Below are 20180 nucleotides of genomic sequence, written 5' to 3'. Positions count from 1 at the left end.
GGTTAATGGCAACTATTAAATACCACAGATAATGTAGGTGTAAATTCCAAAGTCGAGCACGTTGCAATTGCTCAGATCCGCATTAAAAGTGTATGTATTTGAACTGGCATAGGCAGAACAATCCGTCCAGCAGTCACCGGCCAGTTGGACGCTGGCATATCCCGATTGCGTTTTGGTATTATAAGGCCCTCCGGTCATTGCTACGACAACTCTATATGCGCCCTGCGGAACGGTGGAGCTACCCAACTGTGACTCAATAAAGGAATATAGCAGGTTAGCCCCTGAACTATCATAAAACTTTACACTGCTGATAGCCGCGCCTGAATTTGTATTATTATGATAGGTTAGATTAACGTTCAAAACATCGACGGAAACTGTTTTAGCAGGTACCACCTTATCTCCGAAAAGGGGTGAGTGCAAAGTTGCGGTTATGGACATTTGACCAGTCGTTGTATAGGTGTGATTTGGGCTGATCAGGCCACTTGATGTTACCGTCCCTGTTCCATCGCCAAAGTTCCAGTCAACGGTAACGCCGACAGCTGAACATGCGTCCGGGCCGCTTAAGGTAAATGTTCCGGGATGCCCTTTATAAAACTGGTTGTTACTTATTGAGGGATTGGCAATACCTTGTACATCCCCGTGAGACAGGTATGAGTTCCTTTCTATAATGTTTTTGTCCTGGTCTAATTTGTACAACATCCTTCCCCATTGGTCATTTACAAAATAGCCAGAAACACCATTGGTATTGGTCTCTGATGTTTTGTAATGATATACCGGATCGAAAGATGCCGTAGCCGCTGTAGCGACTTCGGGATACAGAAGGATATCATCTACTGAAATGTTCTGCGTGGATGATATGCTTAGTGTAAATGTTGCGGCCAACGCAGTAACCGGCACTTTTAGTTCATAATACTTCCAGGTCCCGGAATAACTGATCTGCCGGGCCAGGGTTGTACCGCCCGTAAAAGTAAGGTTCAGTGTTCCGGCGGTGGTGGCGTTGATCCATACCGAAAAAATGTAATTCGCCGAAGTAGTATTTTTTGTGATCGAAGGGGAAGCAAGCGTACCTGTTGTTGCCGGTAACCCGTAGGATGCGCCGGTATGACTGCCAGTTGGAGTGAAGCTGCCACTGCCACCGATAGTAAATCCATATGATGGCGAAGTAGGGACGTCCGTATCGAAGTCGCTGAATGCCATTTCACCAAATTTCGCTCTGGCAAAACTTGCAACAGGCTGACCGCTCATGTGATCCGTAAATCGTGTATTGTTATTTTTGTTATTGTCATCACCCGTTACCAAGTACCCGTAGTTGTCATATTTGGTAAAATTCCCGGCAGTGAAATAACGACTGTCGGAAGCAGATGTCTGATTGGTGCCATTGACACTGAAAGGAGTAAAAGCAGTAGGACTTGCCGCAGAAGGTACTCCATCAGGCTGTACCATGGTCAGTTGCTTTGAAGGCAGGTAACGGGTGTTACTTCCGAGCGTTGTCGCGCTGTAAAGCTTCAGTGATGCGCTTGTGGTAACTGTAGCAGAGCCTTTGGTCGCCTGCTGATAGCTTTCAACGGGCAGGTTCATATTCAGGGCCGGTTGCTGCATGTAGTAAAGCGCGTTAACGTTGGCGTTAGAACCGGCTGCGGCTGACGGATAATCTTTTACATAGGTATAGTTATTAGTCAGGACGCTGCCGTCACTATTGGTAACCTGCTGGCGGGTAAGCTTTTTATGGTTGGCACTGGCATAAAAATAGTTTGTTGTCTTCGTCCGGGCCTGGCTCAGGGTCGGCGAATCGTAAACCTTCTCGGTTACCTGGCTTACCAGTTCACCGGCATTATAATAGATATTGTATTTATTATAACCTTTTGACGTTAAGCCTGCAAATGTAATATCATCATATTTAAAAGCGGTTATAACAGCGGGTATGGCGTTCACTCTCTGATAAGTAAAAGTCCGCTCACTTACTTTTGTGCCCGCATCGTTAAATGCCGTCATTTTTAAGGGCAATCCTCTTTCGAAGTCATAATTTGGGTTCGGCACAAACGGATAGGAATATAAATCATTTTTCACATTCCAGTTGTTCGTATTACAACTGCTGCGGGCAGCGTAATTGATCGTGGGCGCCCACTCTGCACTACAGCCGGCGCAGGCAGGAGCTGCGCTGCTATCCCAATAGGTAGCAGGCATGTAAAATTGATACAGTGAACTCCCAGAGCCGGCCTGGCTTTTTTTTACATAACTGTAAACAATGGTATGATCTTCAACGGAAAGATCGTAATCAGACAATACAGTTACATAGTCCCACAAGCTCTGCCCGGTATTACCGGTAACGGCTGGCGCAGTAAAAGCGAACATCGGTAAGGTAACAGGTTTTCCGCTTGAAACAGCGCCTCCGGGAACTACATAGCTATAATTGCGGACAATATTATTGGCTGTATTTATACCATCGTAATCGGTGAGTTGCTGCACCCTGATCCCCCCTCCGATAACGCTTTGATTTGAAGGAACATCAAGGTAGGTATTTTGTTCGTAGGTGATAGTCGTTGAGCCACCTTGTGCATATCCAACGGTTCCAAGACATCCTATACAAACCTCGGCTTCACCTCCTAAGCTATTCATCGGCGGGCGATTATTACCCGCTGTGGAAGCATAAGTATAGCTTCCTCCACCGGTAGATGGATTGTAGATGGCGTACCTAGGATACGCTGAATTTGATGGATTAATCCAGACTTTAGGCAAGAGTGTTGTATTTGTCGTCGGCGAATAATATCCCCAGTAGTCAACCTTTACTGTTCCCGAATCGGGTAAAATTGTTGTATAATTCCCGTTTGAAACACTTTCGGCCTTGTAATTAAATGTATAGCTGACAGGAGAACTGCATCCAGCATCTGAAAAGCTTCGCAGGAATGCCCTGCTGTATCCGGTCGCTGAATAAATCACCGGTGTATAGGTGAACTGGAAATTATGTCCAATGCCCGTTATAGAGGTAATAATCGTCTGACCGGTCTGGCCTGGGGCAATTAGGGAGCTGCGGTTGAAGCTTAAACCGGTAGTTGTCGTTCCAACATCAAAAGTGTTGATTGTTGACAATTGCTGCGCCGACAATTTTTGTTGAATATAATATTGTACACTTGGTGTTGAAGAACCTGAAATATGTAATATAACCGGGTCGGTGCCGCTTCTGTCAGGAACAGTCACATAATTTAACTGGATGCCGTTCCCGCTTGGATCTGTCATACTGGTCAGGTGCCAGTTATTGTAAAAAGTTATCCCATTCTGGAATATTTTGTACTTCCGTACAAGGTATTGCGCATTGCCATTTGAACCCAGGACCGTTTTCTGCGTGATCTTATCGGGTGCCGCAAAAACGTATTTGATACCTTTGTCGTTGATGATCGTAAACGAATTGACCAAGCTTGCTGCGGCACCCGTGCCGCCGTTGGTGGTATAGGTAATGATCAGATCCTGGTAACTTACCAGTTTGAATTTGGCAGTTGCCCTGTCATAAACCAGTTGGCAAGACAATCCCGGCGCGTTCACGTCGAAAATATCCGGCTCCGTGTCTTCATTGGTGTCAACGAAATACCCATTGATATAGTTGACATCAGCGGTTTCATCCGGGCACGTAAGGTAATTGTTGTCATTTGCAATATTAAAGCCTGAAATAAATGCGGAGTAGTTTGTTTTCATCCAGCCATTTGAATAAACATTCTGGTCATCATAGCTGACATCATCAGGGATACCACGCAGCCTCCTGCTGATTTGCCCTCCCGCGATTACCTCCCAGCTCATGCCGGCTGTGCTTTCTACTTCTTTAGGCTTGATGCCGTTCGTACTGTATGCGAGACTGATGGGGAGGGATACCTGGCCTTTACTTAAGGTATAAACCGGGATGCTTACGTTCAGCGAACCTGTTGCTAGATTAACATCGACAGGCGTCTGTGCCCGTAAAATGCCGCAAAAACAAAGGCATAAGAACAGGCAAGAAACAAGATGCTTCTTATTCATTTTAGAAATCAAGATTAAATGTGCGTTATTTGAACCGTACGGTAAGTAGTTATGAGGTCAGGAGCGATCCTGGAAATAGTTTTTTTCATTGCGATAAGGTTGTTTGTCTGGCTCTAAAATAAATATTTAATATTAAAAACAAAACCTCTGGACAATTTATTCAGCTTTGCCCGCCTATTAGCAGATTGTACGAGTGATATATATCAGGAATGACCAATTCGCACTTTCAGATATGACTGATTGCTGGTATGGAGTGCGCGCAGTAACAGAGGGAAATCACGGGGAAATCAGCATCCGGGATTTCTCTATTGTTAGATAAGTGATCGACCGGATAATTGGATAATCTATTGAAAACTATTACTCATCTGGAACATGGGCAGGTACATGGCTATCAGGATCATACCTACTATCAACCCTAAAAAAATGATGATCAGCGGTTCCATCATGCTGCTGATCGTAGAGGTTTTATATTCCACTTCATCGATATACTGCTCCGAGATCCTGGCAAAGAAATAATCCAGTTGGTTGGTTTCTTCACCCACTTTCAACAACTGGATCATTTTGACGGGGTAGATCTTGAACTGCTGCAAGCTTTGGTGCAGGGATTTGCCTTTTATGATGTCGTCTTCCACTTTTTGCAGGGATGACTCGATAGGATAGTAACCGATCATTTGCCGGCTCAATGCAATGGCCCTCAGCAGGGGCAAACGGGCGTTGATCAGCAGGCGCATCGAATTGCAAAAACGGGCCAGGTAGATCTTTTGGACAATGTTGCCGGCTAGCGGGAGGCGTAGCACCAAAGCAGAGATAAACTGCCGGTAACGCTCTGTTTTACGGCTGTACCAGGTTAAGCCTGCAATGATCGCTATCACCATCACAAAACCATAAAAGTTATTTTCCATAGCCTGCGATACGCTGATGATCTTTTCCGTGATCCAGGGCAGCTGACCGCCAAAACGTTTAAATACATCACCGAACATCGGTACCACGAATTTCAGCATAAAGAACACCGCACCTAAGGACGTGCTTAATACCACACATGGGTAGGTGAGTGCCGAAACGATTTTCCGGCGCTGTTTGATCTTGTTCTGATAGAATTTCGCCAGATCACCGAGCACTTCGGTCAGCTTGCCGGTCTCTTCGCCGATCTGCAAGCTGTAAACCTCATAAAGCGAGAATTTGCCGGTTTGCTCCAGCGCCTGTGAAAAGGGCACCCCCTTCAATACAGCTTCCTGGATGGTATTGAACAACTGCTTATCCTTTTCTTTTTCCTGGTCGGCAGTAATGAGCTCAAAGCTGCTTTTGAGGTTGATGCCTGCCAGCAGCAGGGAGCTGAGTTCCAGGTATAAGGCTTCTTTCTTTTTATCACTCAGTTCCTTCCTGCCGAAACTGATGTCTTTATTGAGCAAAGCCGACAGGCTGCTTTCGCTGCCCTGCCTGGGTGGTTTTGGCGCTTTTTTAGGTTCGTACCTGCTCAGGTCAATGGATGGCATCAGTTTATAGGCTGGAATAGGTTAACGGAACTATATGTTTTATGGTAATGATACGGAATTTTCTGACCTTCTGTCAATAGTACGATTTGCAGGTCATCAATTTTCTTCGCCTCCCCGTCGGTCGGATTGCCCTCAACAGGAACAGATTCAAATGAGGTGATAAAACTTTCAGTGCTTACTTTAAACGTATCCGTAAGCAGCTTTTGGCGGATCACCCGGTCGGCCTGAAAACTGTAAATAACGGTATCGATATGGCTGCTCATGGTCACCGTATTGCTATCCCTGTATATCATTTCAGCCTTGTCGATATCCCGGTTCAGGCGTTGGTCGAGCAAGGCGAGCATGCCGGTGGTATTATTACGGTCAACAAAAGAAAGGTATGAATGGCTGATGATGGCGTAAGCACTGTACATCAGGCCGATCGCAATGGCCGAAATGAGCATGGCGACAGTAAGTTCCATGATCGTGAAAGCCGGGAGCCTGTTTTTATTCCTCATGGTTTATGATCACTTTTTTTAGCCGGGCTACCTGCTCATGATCAGGATCAAAAGCGGTCAGTGTAATGACCGATAACCCGGGTTCGTTTTCAAATGGTGTTATTTCCTGTTTGATGGTCATATCGTCAACGGTGATCGTTTGATCGGTATGATCTTTTGCCTGTTCGGCCTGAAGCAAGGTGTGCTGTAATAGGGCCTGCGCTTTCAGCTTTTTGGCAGAAAGTGATAAGCGGTTTACATTGGTAAAGATCATCATGGCGATACCGAACACCACAATGATGATGATCATCGAGATGATCACTTCCAGTATGGTAGAGCCCCTGACGCTATGCCTGTTTTTCAGTTTGCTTCCAGCCATTGTAAGATTTTTTTTGGTCTCCCGGCAACGGGCGTGAGATCACTGCTCAGGTAATAGGGAGAAAGCGCCCGGGAGTCCAGGCTGACATTGATCAGGTAGTTTTCGTACCGGGTGAACTCACTTTGGTATAAAAAACGTTTGGTGAATACGCTGCCGTTTATTGTTGTTCCGGCCCGCAGGTTCAAGATCCCCATGGAATAAACCTGGCCCAGCACCCTGGCCTTTTTGCCTAGTGAAATAACTGGCGGCAGTTGTTTATCGTCTTTCTGGTAACTAAAAATCAAACCTTCACAATCAGTCCGGTCCCCGATAGTTAGTTTGGCCGGGAGCCCAACCGTGTTGCCTGTAGTAAAGCGAAGTATGCCGAGACAGGACGGGTAGCTGAATTTGCAATCTCGTTCTACACTGATGGAATCTGTGGCAAAGAGCTGGCAGTTGCCCCGAAAACCACTCTTGATGACTATGCCCCTGGCAAACACCAATACATTGTTCAGACGGGCAGTGCTGTCAATGACCAGGGTGGTATCGGAATATAAAATGATGTTCCCGTTGAGGCTTACGTGGCCTATGGTCTTTGCTTCTTTAACAAAGCTGTAACTGAGCGTTGGTTTCAGAAAAGACCGGGCAATGCTGTCTACTCCTACGGGAAGATTGTTCATGGGCGGAGAAACCGACAATTGCTTTTGCAGTTGCCCCAGCCTGGCCATTGAAAGCGGCGGCAGCTTTCTTTCGCTGTCAAAGGTTTTGCCGTTAACAATATGCTGATCTCCGGTATAAGCCTGATTATCTACATAAGCTGTTCTTATACCTGCCTTGGGAATAAAAGCGTTCCCCCGAATAACCGTATTCCCGCTGACGGAAACGGGACGGTCTTCATCTATAAGGTATAACACTCCCCATTTGGCTGAATCGATTTGGTTTGCTAATGAAAAAACCTTATAAAGCGTATCCCTCTTAATAAATGCGCTTGCAGCGCACACGTCGAAAGTCCCCCAATCCGTTTTTTTTAAGCTTACCGAATCCGCGTCGTCGTTGAAAAGGCCGAACGTATGCCCGTCCTTGTAAATACTATCCTTACTACCAATTAAAATAGTGATACCAGAGTTCAGGTTGTTCCGTAACTGGTCGGTTCGGAACTTTGCCTGATACTGAGATTTATACAGGTATGCAGCTACGATAAGCGCGGAACAGATCACGCCAATAACTAAAGTGATCACAATAACCATATACAGCGCGGAGGCTTTGAGCATGTCAGGGTGTCTTGGGTTGCGGAGTTCCGGCTGCTTTCTTTTTGAAAATGTTGATCCGTTTCAGGAAACTGCTGTTTTTCGCCGGTACTATTTTCCCGTTTTTATACCGGATGGTTTTAATTGAGTCGGTGCCGGTATGGTACATGATCTTGCCGTCCAGTAAATCATGATCATAGCTACCGGATTGTGTTTCGTTACCGCCTGCATCATAGTAAGCGAATTTGCCTGTTTTTACGCCTTCATCCCAGGTAATCATGCTACCAAGCTTACCGCCTTCATTCCAGGTTTTCCAAACGCCATCTTTAAGGCCGCCCTTAAATCCTCCCTGCATGATCAAATGATGATACCTGTCGGATTCTTCGTAGCTGCCGTTGAGCAATTTGCCGCTGAAGCCGCCTTGCTGTTCATGAATTATGTTACTGCCAAACCAGTAATATAAAAGTCCCGGCCGCGTAAAAACCGTACCTGAAACCGGGTTTACCTGGGTACGGATGATTCTCGCTGAATCGCTGATATGAATATTATAAAGCCCGTAATCCGGCATTTGGGCCATAACGCCACGGGATAACAGAATGAAAATGAAAAGTAATAGTTTCTTCATGGCGTTGCTGGCTTAAGGGGGATGAATTTGATTTTGCCCTGGTAGTTGATCCTGATCGAATCCCGCAGGTTTTTGATAAGTTTCAGGCTGCCGCTCGATTCGCCTTCACTCATCATCAACTCGGTTCCGTTGAGGTGCACCATGGCCACCAGTTTTTTGGATCCAGGGTTCCTGACATAGCCCACATATCTGATAAAATCCCAGTTCATGGGAGGTACAGCCGGATGTAGTCCTGTCTGCGCCGGCCCTGATGAACTATGCTTATGGCTAATGGTATCTTTAGCAGCTACCATGCCGAATGGATCCCGGTAGTTCAGCAGTAAGTGCGTGGTGTCACGTGGAATGGCATAGTCATTATAGGCCTCTTTTTTTACCGGGCCGGATATTGCCGGTTCATCGGGTTCATTATCGGCCATCGCCCCGAATACACGGTACAGGATCAGCCCCCAGACGATCAGTACGGCGGCGCCAAGCAGGTATGTGAATTTTTTATTCTTCATAACGCCTGTTATTGCAGTACAAAACTTTGCAGCGCGGAGGGAGCACTTTCATTGCCGGCTGCATCGAGCGCGGTAATCCGCCAGTAGATCCTTTCCCCGGACGAGCCCAGGGTAAAGCTGTAAGTGTTGGTATTCAGTAAAGCAGGAAACGCTGTGCTGTACAAGGTAGTCGAGTCTGCCTTGTATACATATAGTTTATAATTGGATGCCGTGGCCGATTTAGTCCATTGCAGGCTGACCGGTTTGTTGACTACCGCATTGTTTTGCGGTGCGGAAAGCGTTACGCCGGCAGGGGCGGTGGCATCGAAGCTGATATTATTGACAACAGACCATTTTGATTGTTCCGTAGCGTTCTCTGCCCGCACCCGCCATTGATAAGTCTGGTCTTTCGGAAATTTATAAGTATACTGCTGGCCCGGGATGGTCAGGTCAATAAGAATGTGGCTGGCATCAGCGAAATTATTTGTATCCGCCTGGATGTGGTAGTTCACAGCGCTGAACAATGAAGCCCATTTAAAAGTTACGCTGCTTTGATTAGTGGCCGTATTATTGGCGGGGGAACTAAGGATCACCGTTTGGGCCGTAAGTGAAGAAGGAATGACGGTAAGGTGGTTGGGCGTACTGAATTCCGTTTGGGAGCTGCCGTTCTCTGCTCTTACCCGCCATTGATATTCTCCGGGATCAAGCGTTAACGTAAAGCGGTTCCCTTTAACCAAGGTATCAGCAACCAGACCGCCAATGGTGTCAAAGCCCGGTGTCACAACCTGCAGGCGATAGGAGAGCGCATCTTCCACTTCATCCCACCAAAAATTAATATTATAGTTCGTGCTTTGGTATTTATCTGAAGGCGCCTTGAGCGATACCAGCCGCCTGCTGATGTTCGGCTCGATAAAATCCTTGCAGGCCGATAGGGAAAATATCAGCATGGCAAACAAGGCCAACAGGATCTGTGCGGGTTTAAGTTTCATTTCGACTAAATTAAAAATAATTCATGAAAAGACTTGCAATGTTTTTTAACGCAGGGTTTGCAGGCTGTCTGTGCAGCTATAACCGATGGAGAGTTCATTCGGGTGTAATTTGTTTGTAATGAATAATTTGCTTTGATTTTAATACATAATAAATAAACTTTAATCAGCTGAATTTCAAATATTATTAAATGAGCATATTTGCATCAAAATAAATATTTGTTAGCTTAGTGCTGAAATTTGATAATGAAGTTGCCTAAATTGAAATCACAAAAGCGCCTTGTTGCGTACACACTTACCGAGATCCTCGTGGTTTTGGTGATCATCGGGATATTGGTTTTACTGGTATTGCCCAACCTGCTTCCTTTAATTACGAAGGCCAAAAGTACAGAGGCCAAATTACAACTCAATCATTTACAGGTATTAGAAAAAAACTATTTCTACGAGCATTCCAAATATTCCAGGGACCTGGCCGAGCTGGGTTTTGTCCAGGAAAAACTGAGTACAGAAGGAAAGGATGCCAAAGCTAATTACCGGATCGAGATCACCAACGCCTCTAACACCGGCTTTACAGCCAAAGCTACTGCTGTTGTTGATTTTAACGGTAACGGCACTTTTAATGTTTGGGAAATTGACCAGGACAAGAACCTGAAAGAAGTAACCCCGGATTGAGGTGTCGCTGGTTTTAAAATTAATCATCCTGACGGTGCTTGGCGCTTTGGCAGTGCAGGATTTTAAGAGCCGGTCGGTATATTGGTTTTGGTTCCCGTTGTTAGCGGTTGCTTTTGCTGGTATGCACTGGTTCAGGTTTCATCAACTGGAAGATTACTGGGAACCGGTTACTTTCAATCTTCTTTTTGTCGGTTTGCAACTCGCTGTACTGACTATATACTTTTCGCTTAAAAATCGGCGGATCGTCAATATTACTCACCAGCTTCTGGGCTGGGGAGATATTCTGTTCTTTTTAGCTACCGCTTTTTATTTGTCAATATTAAACTTCATGTTTTTTTATGTGGCAAGTTTGATTGTGGTATTGTTTTGCTGGTTGTTGTGGCAGCTCATTTGGGCAAAAGGCGGGGGCCACATCCCTCTTGCAGGGTTTCAATCTGTTTTATTAATTCTGTTTTTGATGGCCGACTGGCGGTGTTTTCACTTCGATGTGACAGAGGATAACTGGTTGCGTCATTTCCTTTTATTATGAGAAGCGGGGAAGAGATTTTATTATTAACTGAAAATATCCATTTGCTGAGCAAGGAGCAGGCCTGGCATTACCGTGTTCTTCCAAAAAACGGTACAGCCCTCCGAATGGAATTGTATTGTGAAGCAGGAGCAGAAGATGACAGTCTCGCTGCCGAACTGGAGGTGCTATTGGGTAAAGAGGTGTTGCTGGAGCCGATAGAGGCCGGTATGATTGCCAGGCTGCTTTCCAAGTATTACCTGCGGGATAACGCTGTAGAGGGTACCACCCAACTGCAATTGAGCAACCATGCGGATGATTTTCTCGAAAACCTGATCGCCGAAGCGAAAAATCTGAAGAGCAGCGATATCCATATTGAACGGTATGAGCATAAATGCCGGGTAAGGATCCGGATTGACGGCATGATGGTGGAGCGTTACTTGCTAAAAAATGACGATTACCCGGCACTGATCAACAAAATCAAGATCTACGCCAATCTGGACATTGCCGAAAAGCGGCTTCCACAGGATGGCAGGATCAACTTTAAAAGCGGGGATAGCCAGTTTGATATCCGTGTTTCCGTATTGCCAACTTTATACGGTGAAAAGGTAGTGTTGAGGTTGTTAAACAATGATGCGACAGATATCGATCTGAACAGCCTTGGTTTTTCGGGTTTTGACCTGGAGAATTACCTGCAGGGTGTAAAGCGCCCCAATGGTATCCTGCTGATCAGCGGGCCGACAGGTTCGGGAAAGACAACCACGCTGTATGCGACGTTAAAGTTATTGAATAAAGAAACCCGGAATATCCTGACCATTGAGGATCCGGTGGAATATACGCTGGAGGGGATCAACCAGGTGCAGTTAAAAGAATCAATTGGGCTGGGTTTCGCGGCTGCTTTGCGCACGTTCCTGCGGCAGGACCCGGATGTGATCATGGTCGGCGAGATCAGGGACCCGGAAACCGCCAATATGGCGATCAGGGCGGCACTGACCGGTCACCTGGTATTGTCAACTATCCATACCAATTCAGCCTGGGGAACGGTGTCGCGCCTGATCGATATGGGGATACCGCCTTTTTTGGTGGCTAATACACTGAGTACTACGGCAGCGCAACGTTTGATCAGGCTGTTGTGCCCGCATTGCAAAACGCTACATGATTTTGACAATTCAATGTATCCGCGCCAATACCGGCCTTCACGTGATGTAGCACATCATTACAAGCCGCATGGCTGTGAACAGTGTTACTATACCGGCTATAAAGGAAGGAAAGCGATTTATGAAGTAATCCCGATTGATCTTGAGCTGGCCGAAGAGATTAAGAGAGGAAATGCTAATATCCACCGGCTACTGACGGACCGTGGCATCCATACACTGGCAGAAAATGCATTTCAGGTATTCAGCGAGGGACATACTTCAATTGATGAGATTTACCCGCTGTTATTTAATTATTAAGAAGATATGGGGAAAAGATTTTTACTTTTTTTATTTTTTATCATTGCTGCCGGGTGCCTGAGCCCAACTATGGCTCAGGAAACGGAACGCATCCAGGGGATCCATCAGAAACTGGATGACCTGGCAGGCAAGGTGCCCGGGCTGAGCCAGCGTGTGCAACTGAGGGTTAGCGGTGTATCGATCCGGGAATACATGAATTCATTGGCCCGTGCCAATGAATTGAATATCAGCGTTGACCCGGCGCTGACAGTAATCGTTTACGATACATTTAACAATGCGACGACAGCCAATATTCTCATGTTGCTGGCGCAAAAGTATAACCTGGATATTTCGGTAGTGGGAACGATTATTTACGTGACCCCCTTTCAGGACCCCAATCGTTTTGTAAAGCCGCCGGTAAAGGATATCAACGCGAAGTATAACAAGATTGATAACACCTTATCGCTTGAATTACAGAATGACAGTCTGCCCGCGGTCGCCAAAAAGATCAGCCAGGTCTCCGGCAAAAACGTGATCGTGCCGGGCTCATTACAAGGTAAGCTGGTTACGGCCTTTATTGCCGGCGCGCCGTTTGAAGGAGCGTTGGAAAAGCTGGCCTACACTAATGAATTAAAAATGGTCAAGACTGCAGATGGCTTTTACCTTTTTCAACCGCTCGGGGAGAACGAGGAACTCTATGTCAATGGCGATAGAAATACGTCGGTCCGTAAAAATTTCCGGCCGGCTGGCGCTGCTACCGGGGGCGCGACAGGTTTGTACGTGAGGATAGTAAACGGGCAAAAGCTGATTTCCGCTGATGCGGTCAACGCGCCAATTAACGACATGGTTAAACAAGCCTCGCAGGAAACGGGCAAAAGCTATTCGATCTATTCGGAGATCAAAGGAAATATTACGCTGCATGTGACGGACGTAAGTTATGATACTTTCCTCAACCTCCTGTTTAAAAGTACAGAGTACACTTTCCATGCCGAAGGAGGGATCTATATTATCGGTGACCGCAAACAGGAGGGTTTAAGGTCTTACCGGGCGATCCACCTGCAGAACCGCGCGATCGATACGGTGATGATGATGATCCCGTCTGACTGGAAACGGGGCCTGGAGATCAAAGAATTTCGTGAACAGAACACCCTGCTGGTATCGGGGTCGGACGCTCAAATCAACGAGGTGGAAGCTTTTGTCAAGCAGTTGGATGTTTTGGTGCCAAGCGTGTTGGTTGAGGTGACATTGATCGATATTCATAAATCCAATACCATATCCACCGGGATCTCTGCGGGGGTTTCCGATAGTGTAAAAACAGGGGGAACAGTACTTTCCGGCCTGGACTATACGTTTGGGGCGAAATCGATCAACAGCTTCCTGAGCAGCCTGAGTAAAAACAGCTCTATCAACCTGGGCCGGGTGACCCCCAATTTTTATATCAGCCTGAAAGCGCTGGAGGAAAGCAATAATGTCGATGTCCGTTCAGTACCCAAGCTGGTCGCCCTGAACGGGCATACTGCTAAAATGAGCATCGGCAGTAAAAGATATTATAAAAATACAACCCAGAATGTGATCACAACAACGGCGACGCAATCCATCTTTTCCAATGTGTACGAGGCGGTGAATGCCGATCTGTCGATCGGGATCAAACCGCTTGTATCTGGCAATGATGAAGTTACGCTTGGTATCAGCGTTAATATTTCTGATTTTACATCCATACCTACAGATGGTTCACCACCGCCGCAGTCGATCAGCAAATTCGAGACCAGCTTGCGGGTACATAGTGAAGATACCATTGTACTGGGCGGCATTGAGAGGACGGAGAGTGATGAAAGCGGCTCAGGTATCCCTATTCTGTCGAGGATTCCGGTATTAAAATGGATCTTCAGCAGCAGGACTAAAACTAAATCAAAAGTAGTAAGCGTATTGTTTATTAAATCGACCATTATCAGATAGGTATATGGCAGTGTTGGATCGCTTTTACGGAATTAAGGAGGCAGAGGGACTGGGTATTGTTATTAGCAAAGATGGCAGCGCTACAGTTAATTGCTGTCAGCTATCACTGGATGGTAAAAACCTTTCCTTTGAAAACAAACTTACCGGGGTAAGCTTGCCGGAAATAAAAAAACAGGTTAAGGCGGGAATACCTCTCAGTATTAATATCTCGGGCAGGGGGGTGCTGTATAAACAACTGGAGAGGATAGAGGACATTACCCCTTCGAACTTTTCCTCCGTATTGCCTAACGCATCCATAGATGATTTTTACGTACAGCATTTTCCTTCCGGCGAGTATTCTTTTGTGTCCGTGATCCGCAAAACAGAGGCCGACAAATGGTTGGAAGCTATTTCGGAGCAGGGCCTTTCCCCGCTTATGCTGAGCCTTGGGCCTTTTCCAATAGCACATATCCTGCCGCAGTTGAATATCTATGATGAAGAAATCTTATTTGCAGGTATAAAAATTGCAAGATCGGCAGACAAAAACTGGGAAAAGGTCAGTTTTCATGAAGAATTCCAGGCACCCTATACCATTAAAGTAGAAAGCGAAGTATTAGACCAACAACTGCTGCTGCCATATGCGGCGGCTTTTCAATTGCTGTTGTCGGGTAAACTTGATGCAGTTAAGGCAGATATACCCATCCTGGGATCGGCATTTGACGGACTGATCAATGACAGAAAATTTAAGGTAAACGGGATGGCCATCCTGTTGGTTTTCTTCGTTTTGCTGCTGGGCAATTTTGTGTGGCTTTCAGGGCTGAATGCTGAAAATACCAGGCTTGCAGCCGAAGTAAGCAGCTCGGCCAGGACAAGTACAGATCAACAAGCTTTGAATGACGAAATCAGGCAGAAAGAATCCTTGTTAAAAGAGCTTGGCTGGGACGGCGGAATTAATAAAAGCAGTTTGATTGATCAGGCGGCGGCAATGATGCCTGCCGAGATTACGTTGAAAGAGATCAGCATCAATCCAGTCGATGCCGCTGCTGACCATGGATTTGGTGGAATAAAATTCCAGGAACGGAAGATATTGATCCGCGGGGAGGCGGCGCAGATCATACCGGTCAACGAATGGGCAGCCCGGCTGAAATCAAAGAAATGGGCAAAAAACGTGGAACTGGAAAGCTACAACTTCAACAATGAACTGAATACAGGTATATTCACGATAATGCTAACCTATTGATATGCTGAGATACTGGCCCTTTAAAAAAGTTTATCTGCTGGTACTGGGGGTAGTTTTGCTGGCTGCTGCAGGCTATGGCCTGGCCTTCAGGCATACGCTGCAAGCCAAAAGCCTGAACAAACAACTCCGGGAGCAGCTCGCACAACAAAACAATGCGACTGAGCAACCCGGGTATACGGACCGGAAAAATGCTAATCTGGACAGGATCATCAGTCTGTACAGTGCAGATACGCTGACGTACAGGAGCAGTGCGATCAATACCATCGCCTTTCTGGCAGAAAAAAATAATGTCAAATTTGTAAGCGCGCCCTTACAGGATAAAAACTATCATACGGAAAAATATATCCTTCAAAAACTGACCTTTTCCGGCGATTATTTTTCATTGCTGAAATTGCTGAACCAGCTACAGCAGGCAAACGGCACGGGTAGGATCCGTTCCTGTTCGCTTCGGGCGCCAACAAGGAATGAGGAAACCTCCGACAGCAGGATGATATTACTGGACGTGCTTTTTGAAGTTATCATAAAGTAGGTTACTATATACCTAACGCAACAGCTTCATCGTTGAAAGTTAGCTATGATATTTCCGGCTTTCAATACAGAGTACTCAATGATTACACGAAAGCGATTTTAAAATTCAAAAACGAACCTTGTGCCCAGCAAAAAAAGCGATCTGAAAATTATGAAAGTGACATTTTCCGCGTGAACTCTATTCAGATATGAGTTTGTAAAAGGCTTTGAAAAAGAAAAAATATTTTATTTATTTTTTTGTGTTTTTATAATCGTTGTATATTAGTGCGCTTACGCTTTTCACACGTATAAGCAAAAATATAAGTGTTCAATATAACCTTATCACTTCATAATGAAACGCATCATACTAACGTTGTCGTCGCTGTTTTTGTATTCCCTTTGTTCAGCGCAATCGTCCCCTCATGACTTTCAGAATCTGATCACTGTCGCCCCTGTATCCCCGGATGCAGCGAACCTGGGTAAATTCGGTAACATTCCGGTAAGTTATGCAACAGGTGTGCCCTCTGTAAACATCCCATTGTTTGAGATCAATACCGGGCATATCAAGATTCCGCTTTCACTTGATTATCATGGAGGAGGTGTTCGTGTTGACGAGATTTCGTCAAGTGTCGGTACAAGCTGGTCGCTTAGCGGAATCGGGCTGATATCGCGAAACCTGGTTGGTTTGCCTGATGAAAGCAGTTACGGAGGATATTTACAAGCCCCATCCTTCGATACTTTGCAAGACTATTACGGTTTTGGGATCTATGGTCCTACAAAAGATAAAGAATTGGGGCAATTTATGCAGGATGTGCGTGACAATATCAAGGAAACGGAGCCTGATGTTTTTTCATTCACACTCAATGGTTCAGGCGGAAAGTTCGTATATCGTCCTAACGGGTCGATTATGCAAATCCCGGTAACCAATAACCGCATTGAAAGGGTGAATGGGAACGATTTTAAGATAACGGACGAAAACGGGCTTGCCTATATTTTTGACCAGCACGAAATGACATCTGTCATCAGCGCTTCTGCTACCGGCCCCGGAGGGTATATAAGTGCATGGCGGCTTTCCAAGATCATTTCACCAAGCATGGCAGATACGGTTTATTTCAAATATCAATCGGGAAACAGTGGGATCACGCATAGCTGGAATTATTCCTACACTTTTGGAAGCATACCGGAGGGAGGGGGCTTGGGCACAGTCCATTTGAATGATGTCATGCAAGAAAATTCCTCCATATCGACTATCGAACAGGAGATAGCGCTTTTCCCATCAGAAATCAGCTGGCGGGGTGGTAAGGTAGTACTTGTAAATGCAGCTAACCGCCTGGACCGGCCAACGGAGTTTCGACTGGATAGCGTCAAAGTATATTCAAAACTGAACGGGGTTTTCAATTTGGTGAAAAATATTAAATTATACCAGTCTTATTTTTACAGTAACCCGGTAACCGGGATGACACCAGGTGAGCATAATTACAGGCTGCGGCTGGATTCGGTAGCTTATCTGCCTGTTGCGGCAGGTTTGAAACCACAAACTTATTCGATGGTGTACAACAATACGCCAATCGCTCCGAACGAATCTTTTGGACAGGATTATTGGGGCTTTAATAATGGAAAGTATGATAACCAAACGTTGATGCCCCGGCAGAGTGTATTGTGGAAGGGCGGATATTATAACGTCGGGGAAGCTGATACAGATCCTGACCAGACAAATACTTTTGTGCAGGCCTGCATGCTGCAGTCGATCAGGTATCCCACTAAGGGCAAAACTGTTTTTGAATTTGAGCCTCACAAATACCGGTTGAACTATAGGACAACGCAGCAAATAACGGCGAGCGTAGACCTTCACGACGGCGTTCATCAAACCACACAAACTACATTTACCCTTCCCGATTCGGCGTCTGCATTCCGTTACTCGGTTATGATAACGACCTTTAGTGCCCAACAGGGTGTAACGGATTACCCGAGAGCGATACTGACCGATCAAACTACCGGTGCGGAAGTTTTTCGTGTTACCAATATTCACGGAGATCAGACGGTATCCGTTAATAACCTGGCGATAACGCTTGTCCCGGGACATACTTATGTGCTTACCGGCAGTACATACACCCTCAATGCATCGGTCAGGGTTCAGGCGTATGTAACCTGGGTAATCCCTCAGCCGATCAACCAGGTTGTGGCAGGAGGGGGCTTAAGGATCAAAAGCATTACCAATTATAACCATAATGACCAGTTTATTAATAAGGAAACGTATGCCTACGGAACTGACGGCGTGGGAACGCTTTACACTGCGGCTTCCTATTTATTGTTGAATTATGAAAAAGTTTTTTATCAGCTTGGATATACGGACCCTAATAATACGTGTGGGGGCTGCATGGGTTGCATTCAATATCTGGGCGATTCTTCCAGGATTTACCACGCCAGGAGTGTGTACCCTGCAAGCCAGATCAGCGGCAGCCCGGTGGCCTACAAAACAGTTACTAAATTTGATACGGATAATGCCGGAAATGTAAACGGAAAGCAGGTGTTTACGTTTCCTGTTTTTGCCGACATTCCCAATACCTCTTATTTCAATCCAACTTTGGGGATATCAACAGATCCGGCAACGATAGGTATTTCGCTGGTATCCGATACCTGGCGAAACGGCATTATGGATCATCAATATACCTATAAATCTGTTGGCTCTAATTTTAGTTTAATTGAAAGTAAAGGGTTTAAATATCAGGATTACCGGGCAGATGGCTTTAGCGGCCTCAAAATAAAACCGCTTTATATCAAACTGTCGGGTTGCGAGTTTGCACCTGACACCATGAACACCAGGTCAGTCTCATATATGAACGATGGCCAGCGGCTTCATTACTTTGTAGGCAGGGTGCCTACCTCAACCGGCGCCCGGTTATTGCAAAGCGAGGCTGACACAACATGGGATGACCAGGGCAGGCAACAAGTCGTTTTGCACAACCTGTATTACGATGACCTGACGCATATCCTGCCGACAAAAAAGGAGACCTTCAACAGTACCGGCGATAACCTCACCGATGTAATTAAATATCCGCATGACTTTGCATCGGCGGGTAACGTTTATCAAAAGATGATGGACAGGAACATCATTTCGCCGGTTGTGCGCTTTCAGCAACTCAAAAACGGTAATCAGCTTGCGCTGGCCAATATCAACTATTATGACTGGTTTGGTAACAGTAAATTGCTGTTGCCTCAAACCGTAGATGAGCAGGTCCTGACCAATCCCATTGTTACCAGGACGCGTTTCAATAATTATGATGCTTATGGCGATATACTCCAACAGCAAAAAGTGAACGGGCCTTATCAAAGCTATCAATGGGGATATAACAAGCAATATCCGGTCGTAGTGATCGCCAATGCCGCAAGCAATGAGTTTTATGCTGAAAACTTTGAAGAAAGCACTGCGGCCAATGTAACCACAGGGACAGGCCATACCGGCACAAGATTTTATAACGGCAGTTATACCGTAAACTGGACGCGTCCCAATAGCCGGAGTTATGTAATCAGCTATTGGTATCTCAGCAACGGTTCCTGGCTACTCCAAAATGCTATCCCTTATACGGGCAGTTCATATACGCTTACCGGCGGTTCTGCCTATGATGATATCCGGATTTATCCGGTCGATTCACAAATGAGCACCTATACCTATTTACCGCTGATCGGGATGACCAGTGCAACAGATGCTAAAAACCTGACTACTTATTATGAATATGATGATTTTCAGCGTCTGAAAAATGTTAAGGATAAAGACGGAAACATTGTCAAACACGATGAATACCACTACAAGGAACAATAAAAATATACCTGAATGAAAAGAATGATCATAGTCATCATCCTGATGGCGGTAGGCATAGTAAAAAGTTCTGCTCAGCAGGCTGACAGTGTAAAAATAAACCGGGTAAGTTATATCAGGAACCTGTTGAAAACCGATACTTCGACAGCACGGAGGGCCAGCGATATCCAGGACAATTACAAGCAGGCTTTAAAGCTGGTTTTAAGCAATGAGGCACTGACCGACCGGCAGAAGCGTGCCGCGGTTGATTCACTGATGGATGAGAAGAACCGTCAGTTGGAGGGGCTGTTGCCGGAGGCGCAGCGTAACCTGATCATACCGACAACAGAGCGGAAGCGTACCTGGAAACGGGACACAACCCTGAAGACGAACTGATAACAATCACACTATACACTTCAACCT

The 20180-nt window shown here is 45.8% G+C and carries 16 protein-coding genes; 8 read left to right on the top strand and 8 right to left on the bottom strand.

Going from position 1 to position 20180, the window contains the following annotated elements; translation table 11 throughout:
• Nucleotides 1-15: 15 nt before the first annotated feature.
• The 8 genes from BLP33_RS18360 to BLP33_RS18325 form a co-directional block, all read right to left on the bottom strand.
• Nucleotides 16-4005 (bottom strand): PKD domain-containing protein, encoded by a 3990-nt coding sequence (locus tag BLP33_RS18360; protein ID WP_090531767.1) that lies wholly within the window; start codon nucleotides 4003-4005, stop codon nucleotides 16-18.
• Between the two features lie 344 nt (nucleotides 4006-4349).
• Nucleotides 4350-5498, bottom strand: a complete 1149-nt coding sequence (locus tag BLP33_RS18355) for a type II secretion system F family protein (RefSeq protein WP_090531765.1) — start codon at nucleotides 5496-5498, stop codon at nucleotides 4350-4352.
• On the bottom strand, nucleotides 5498-5959 hold the full coding sequence (locus BLP33_RS18350; RefSeq protein ID WP_175490053.1) for a hypothetical protein: 462 nt from the start codon (nucleotides 5957-5959) through the stop codon (nucleotides 5498-5500). The genes BLP33_RS18355 and BLP33_RS18350 overlap by 1 nt, the downstream gene beginning before the upstream one ends.
• A gap of 25 nt (nucleotides 5960-5984) precedes the next feature.
• Complete coding sequence (locus tag BLP33_RS18345) at nucleotides 5985-6353, bottom strand: hypothetical protein (protein WP_090531761.1); 369 nt, start codon at nucleotides 6351-6353, stop codon at nucleotides 5985-5987.
• A complete protein-coding gene (locus tag BLP33_RS18340; RefSeq protein ID WP_090531759.1) occupies nucleotides 6335-7603 on the bottom strand; it encodes a hypothetical protein in 1269 nt (422 codons plus the stop codon). Before BLP33_RS18340 ends, BLP33_RS18345 begins: the two co-directional genes overlap by 19 nt.
• A gap of 1 nt (nucleotide 7604) precedes the next feature.
• Nucleotides 7605-8204 carry a toxin-antitoxin system YwqK family antitoxin gene (locus BLP33_RS18335; protein ID WP_139160019.1) on the bottom strand — a complete coding sequence of 200 codons (600 nt, stop codon included), beginning with the start codon at nucleotides 8202-8204 and terminating at the stop codon, nucleotides 7605-7607.
• On the bottom strand, nucleotides 8201-8704 hold the full coding sequence (locus BLP33_RS18330) for a hypothetical protein (RefSeq protein WP_090531755.1): 504 nt from the start codon (nucleotides 8702-8704) through the stop codon (nucleotides 8201-8203). Before BLP33_RS18330 ends, BLP33_RS18335 begins: the two co-directional genes overlap by 4 nt.
• A gap of 8 nt (nucleotides 8705-8712) precedes the next feature.
• Nucleotides 8713-9672 (bottom strand): fibronectin type III domain-containing protein, encoded by a 960-nt coding sequence (locus tag BLP33_RS18325; RefSeq protein WP_090531753.1) that lies wholly within the window; start codon nucleotides 9670-9672, stop codon nucleotides 8713-8715.
• 243 nt (nucleotides 9673-9915) lie between these two features.
• Here BLP33_RS18325 and BLP33_RS18320 point away from each other — a divergent pair, with 243 nt between their 5' ends.
• The 8 genes from BLP33_RS18320 (at nucleotide 9916) to BLP33_RS18285 (ending at nucleotide 20153) form a co-directional block, all read left to right on the top strand.
• A complete protein-coding gene (locus BLP33_RS18320) occupies nucleotides 9916-10341 on the top strand; it encodes a type IV pilin protein (RefSeq protein WP_090531751.1) in 426 nt (141 codons plus the stop codon).
• Between the two features lies 1 nt (nucleotide 10342).
• Entirely contained in the window at nucleotides 10343-10870 is a 528-nt protein-coding gene (locus tag BLP33_RS18315) for a hypothetical protein (protein ID WP_090531749.1), read from the top strand.
• Nucleotides 10867-12300 (top strand): GspE/PulE family protein, encoded by a 1434-nt coding sequence (locus tag BLP33_RS18310; RefSeq protein WP_090531747.1) that lies wholly within the window; start codon nucleotides 10867-10869, stop codon nucleotides 12298-12300. Before BLP33_RS18315 ends, BLP33_RS18310 begins: the two co-directional genes overlap by 4 nt.
• Nucleotides 12301-12369: 69 nt before the next feature.
• Nucleotides 12370-14235, top strand: a complete 1866-nt coding sequence (locus tag BLP33_RS18305) for a type II secretion system protein GspD (protein WP_254780192.1) — start codon at nucleotides 12370-12372, stop codon at nucleotides 14233-14235.
• 4 nt (nucleotides 14236-14239) lie between these two features.
• Nucleotides 14240-15454, top strand: a complete 1215-nt coding sequence (locus BLP33_RS18300; RefSeq protein WP_090531745.1) for a hypothetical protein — start codon at nucleotides 14240-14242, stop codon at nucleotides 15452-15454.
• 1 nt (nucleotide 15455) lies between these two features.
• Nucleotides 15456-15983 carry a hypothetical protein gene (locus BLP33_RS18295; protein WP_090531743.1) on the top strand — a complete coding sequence of 176 codons (528 nt, stop codon included), beginning with the start codon at nucleotides 15456-15458 and terminating at the stop codon, nucleotides 15981-15983.
• 330 nt (nucleotides 15984-16313) lie between these two features.
• Nucleotides 16314-19781 carry a hypothetical protein gene (locus BLP33_RS18290; RefSeq protein WP_090531741.1) on the top strand — a complete coding sequence of 1156 codons (3468 nt, stop codon included), beginning with the start codon at nucleotides 16314-16316 and terminating at the stop codon, nucleotides 19779-19781.
• 12 nt (nucleotides 19782-19793) lie between these two features.
• Complete coding sequence (locus BLP33_RS18285) at nucleotides 19794-20153, top strand: hypothetical protein (protein WP_139160018.1); 360 nt, start codon at nucleotides 19794-19796, stop codon at nucleotides 20151-20153.
• The last annotated feature ends 27 nt before the right edge of the window (nucleotides 20154-20180 follow it).

Origin of the sequence: Mucilaginibacter sp. NFR10 (genome assembly GCF_900100445.1) — a bacterium.
In the GTDB taxonomy this organism is placed as follows: Bacteria; Bacteroidota; Bacteroidia; order Sphingobacteriales; family Sphingobacteriaceae; genus Mucilaginibacter; species Mucilaginibacter rubeus.
This window is presented reverse-complemented; position numbering and strand designations above follow the sequence as displayed.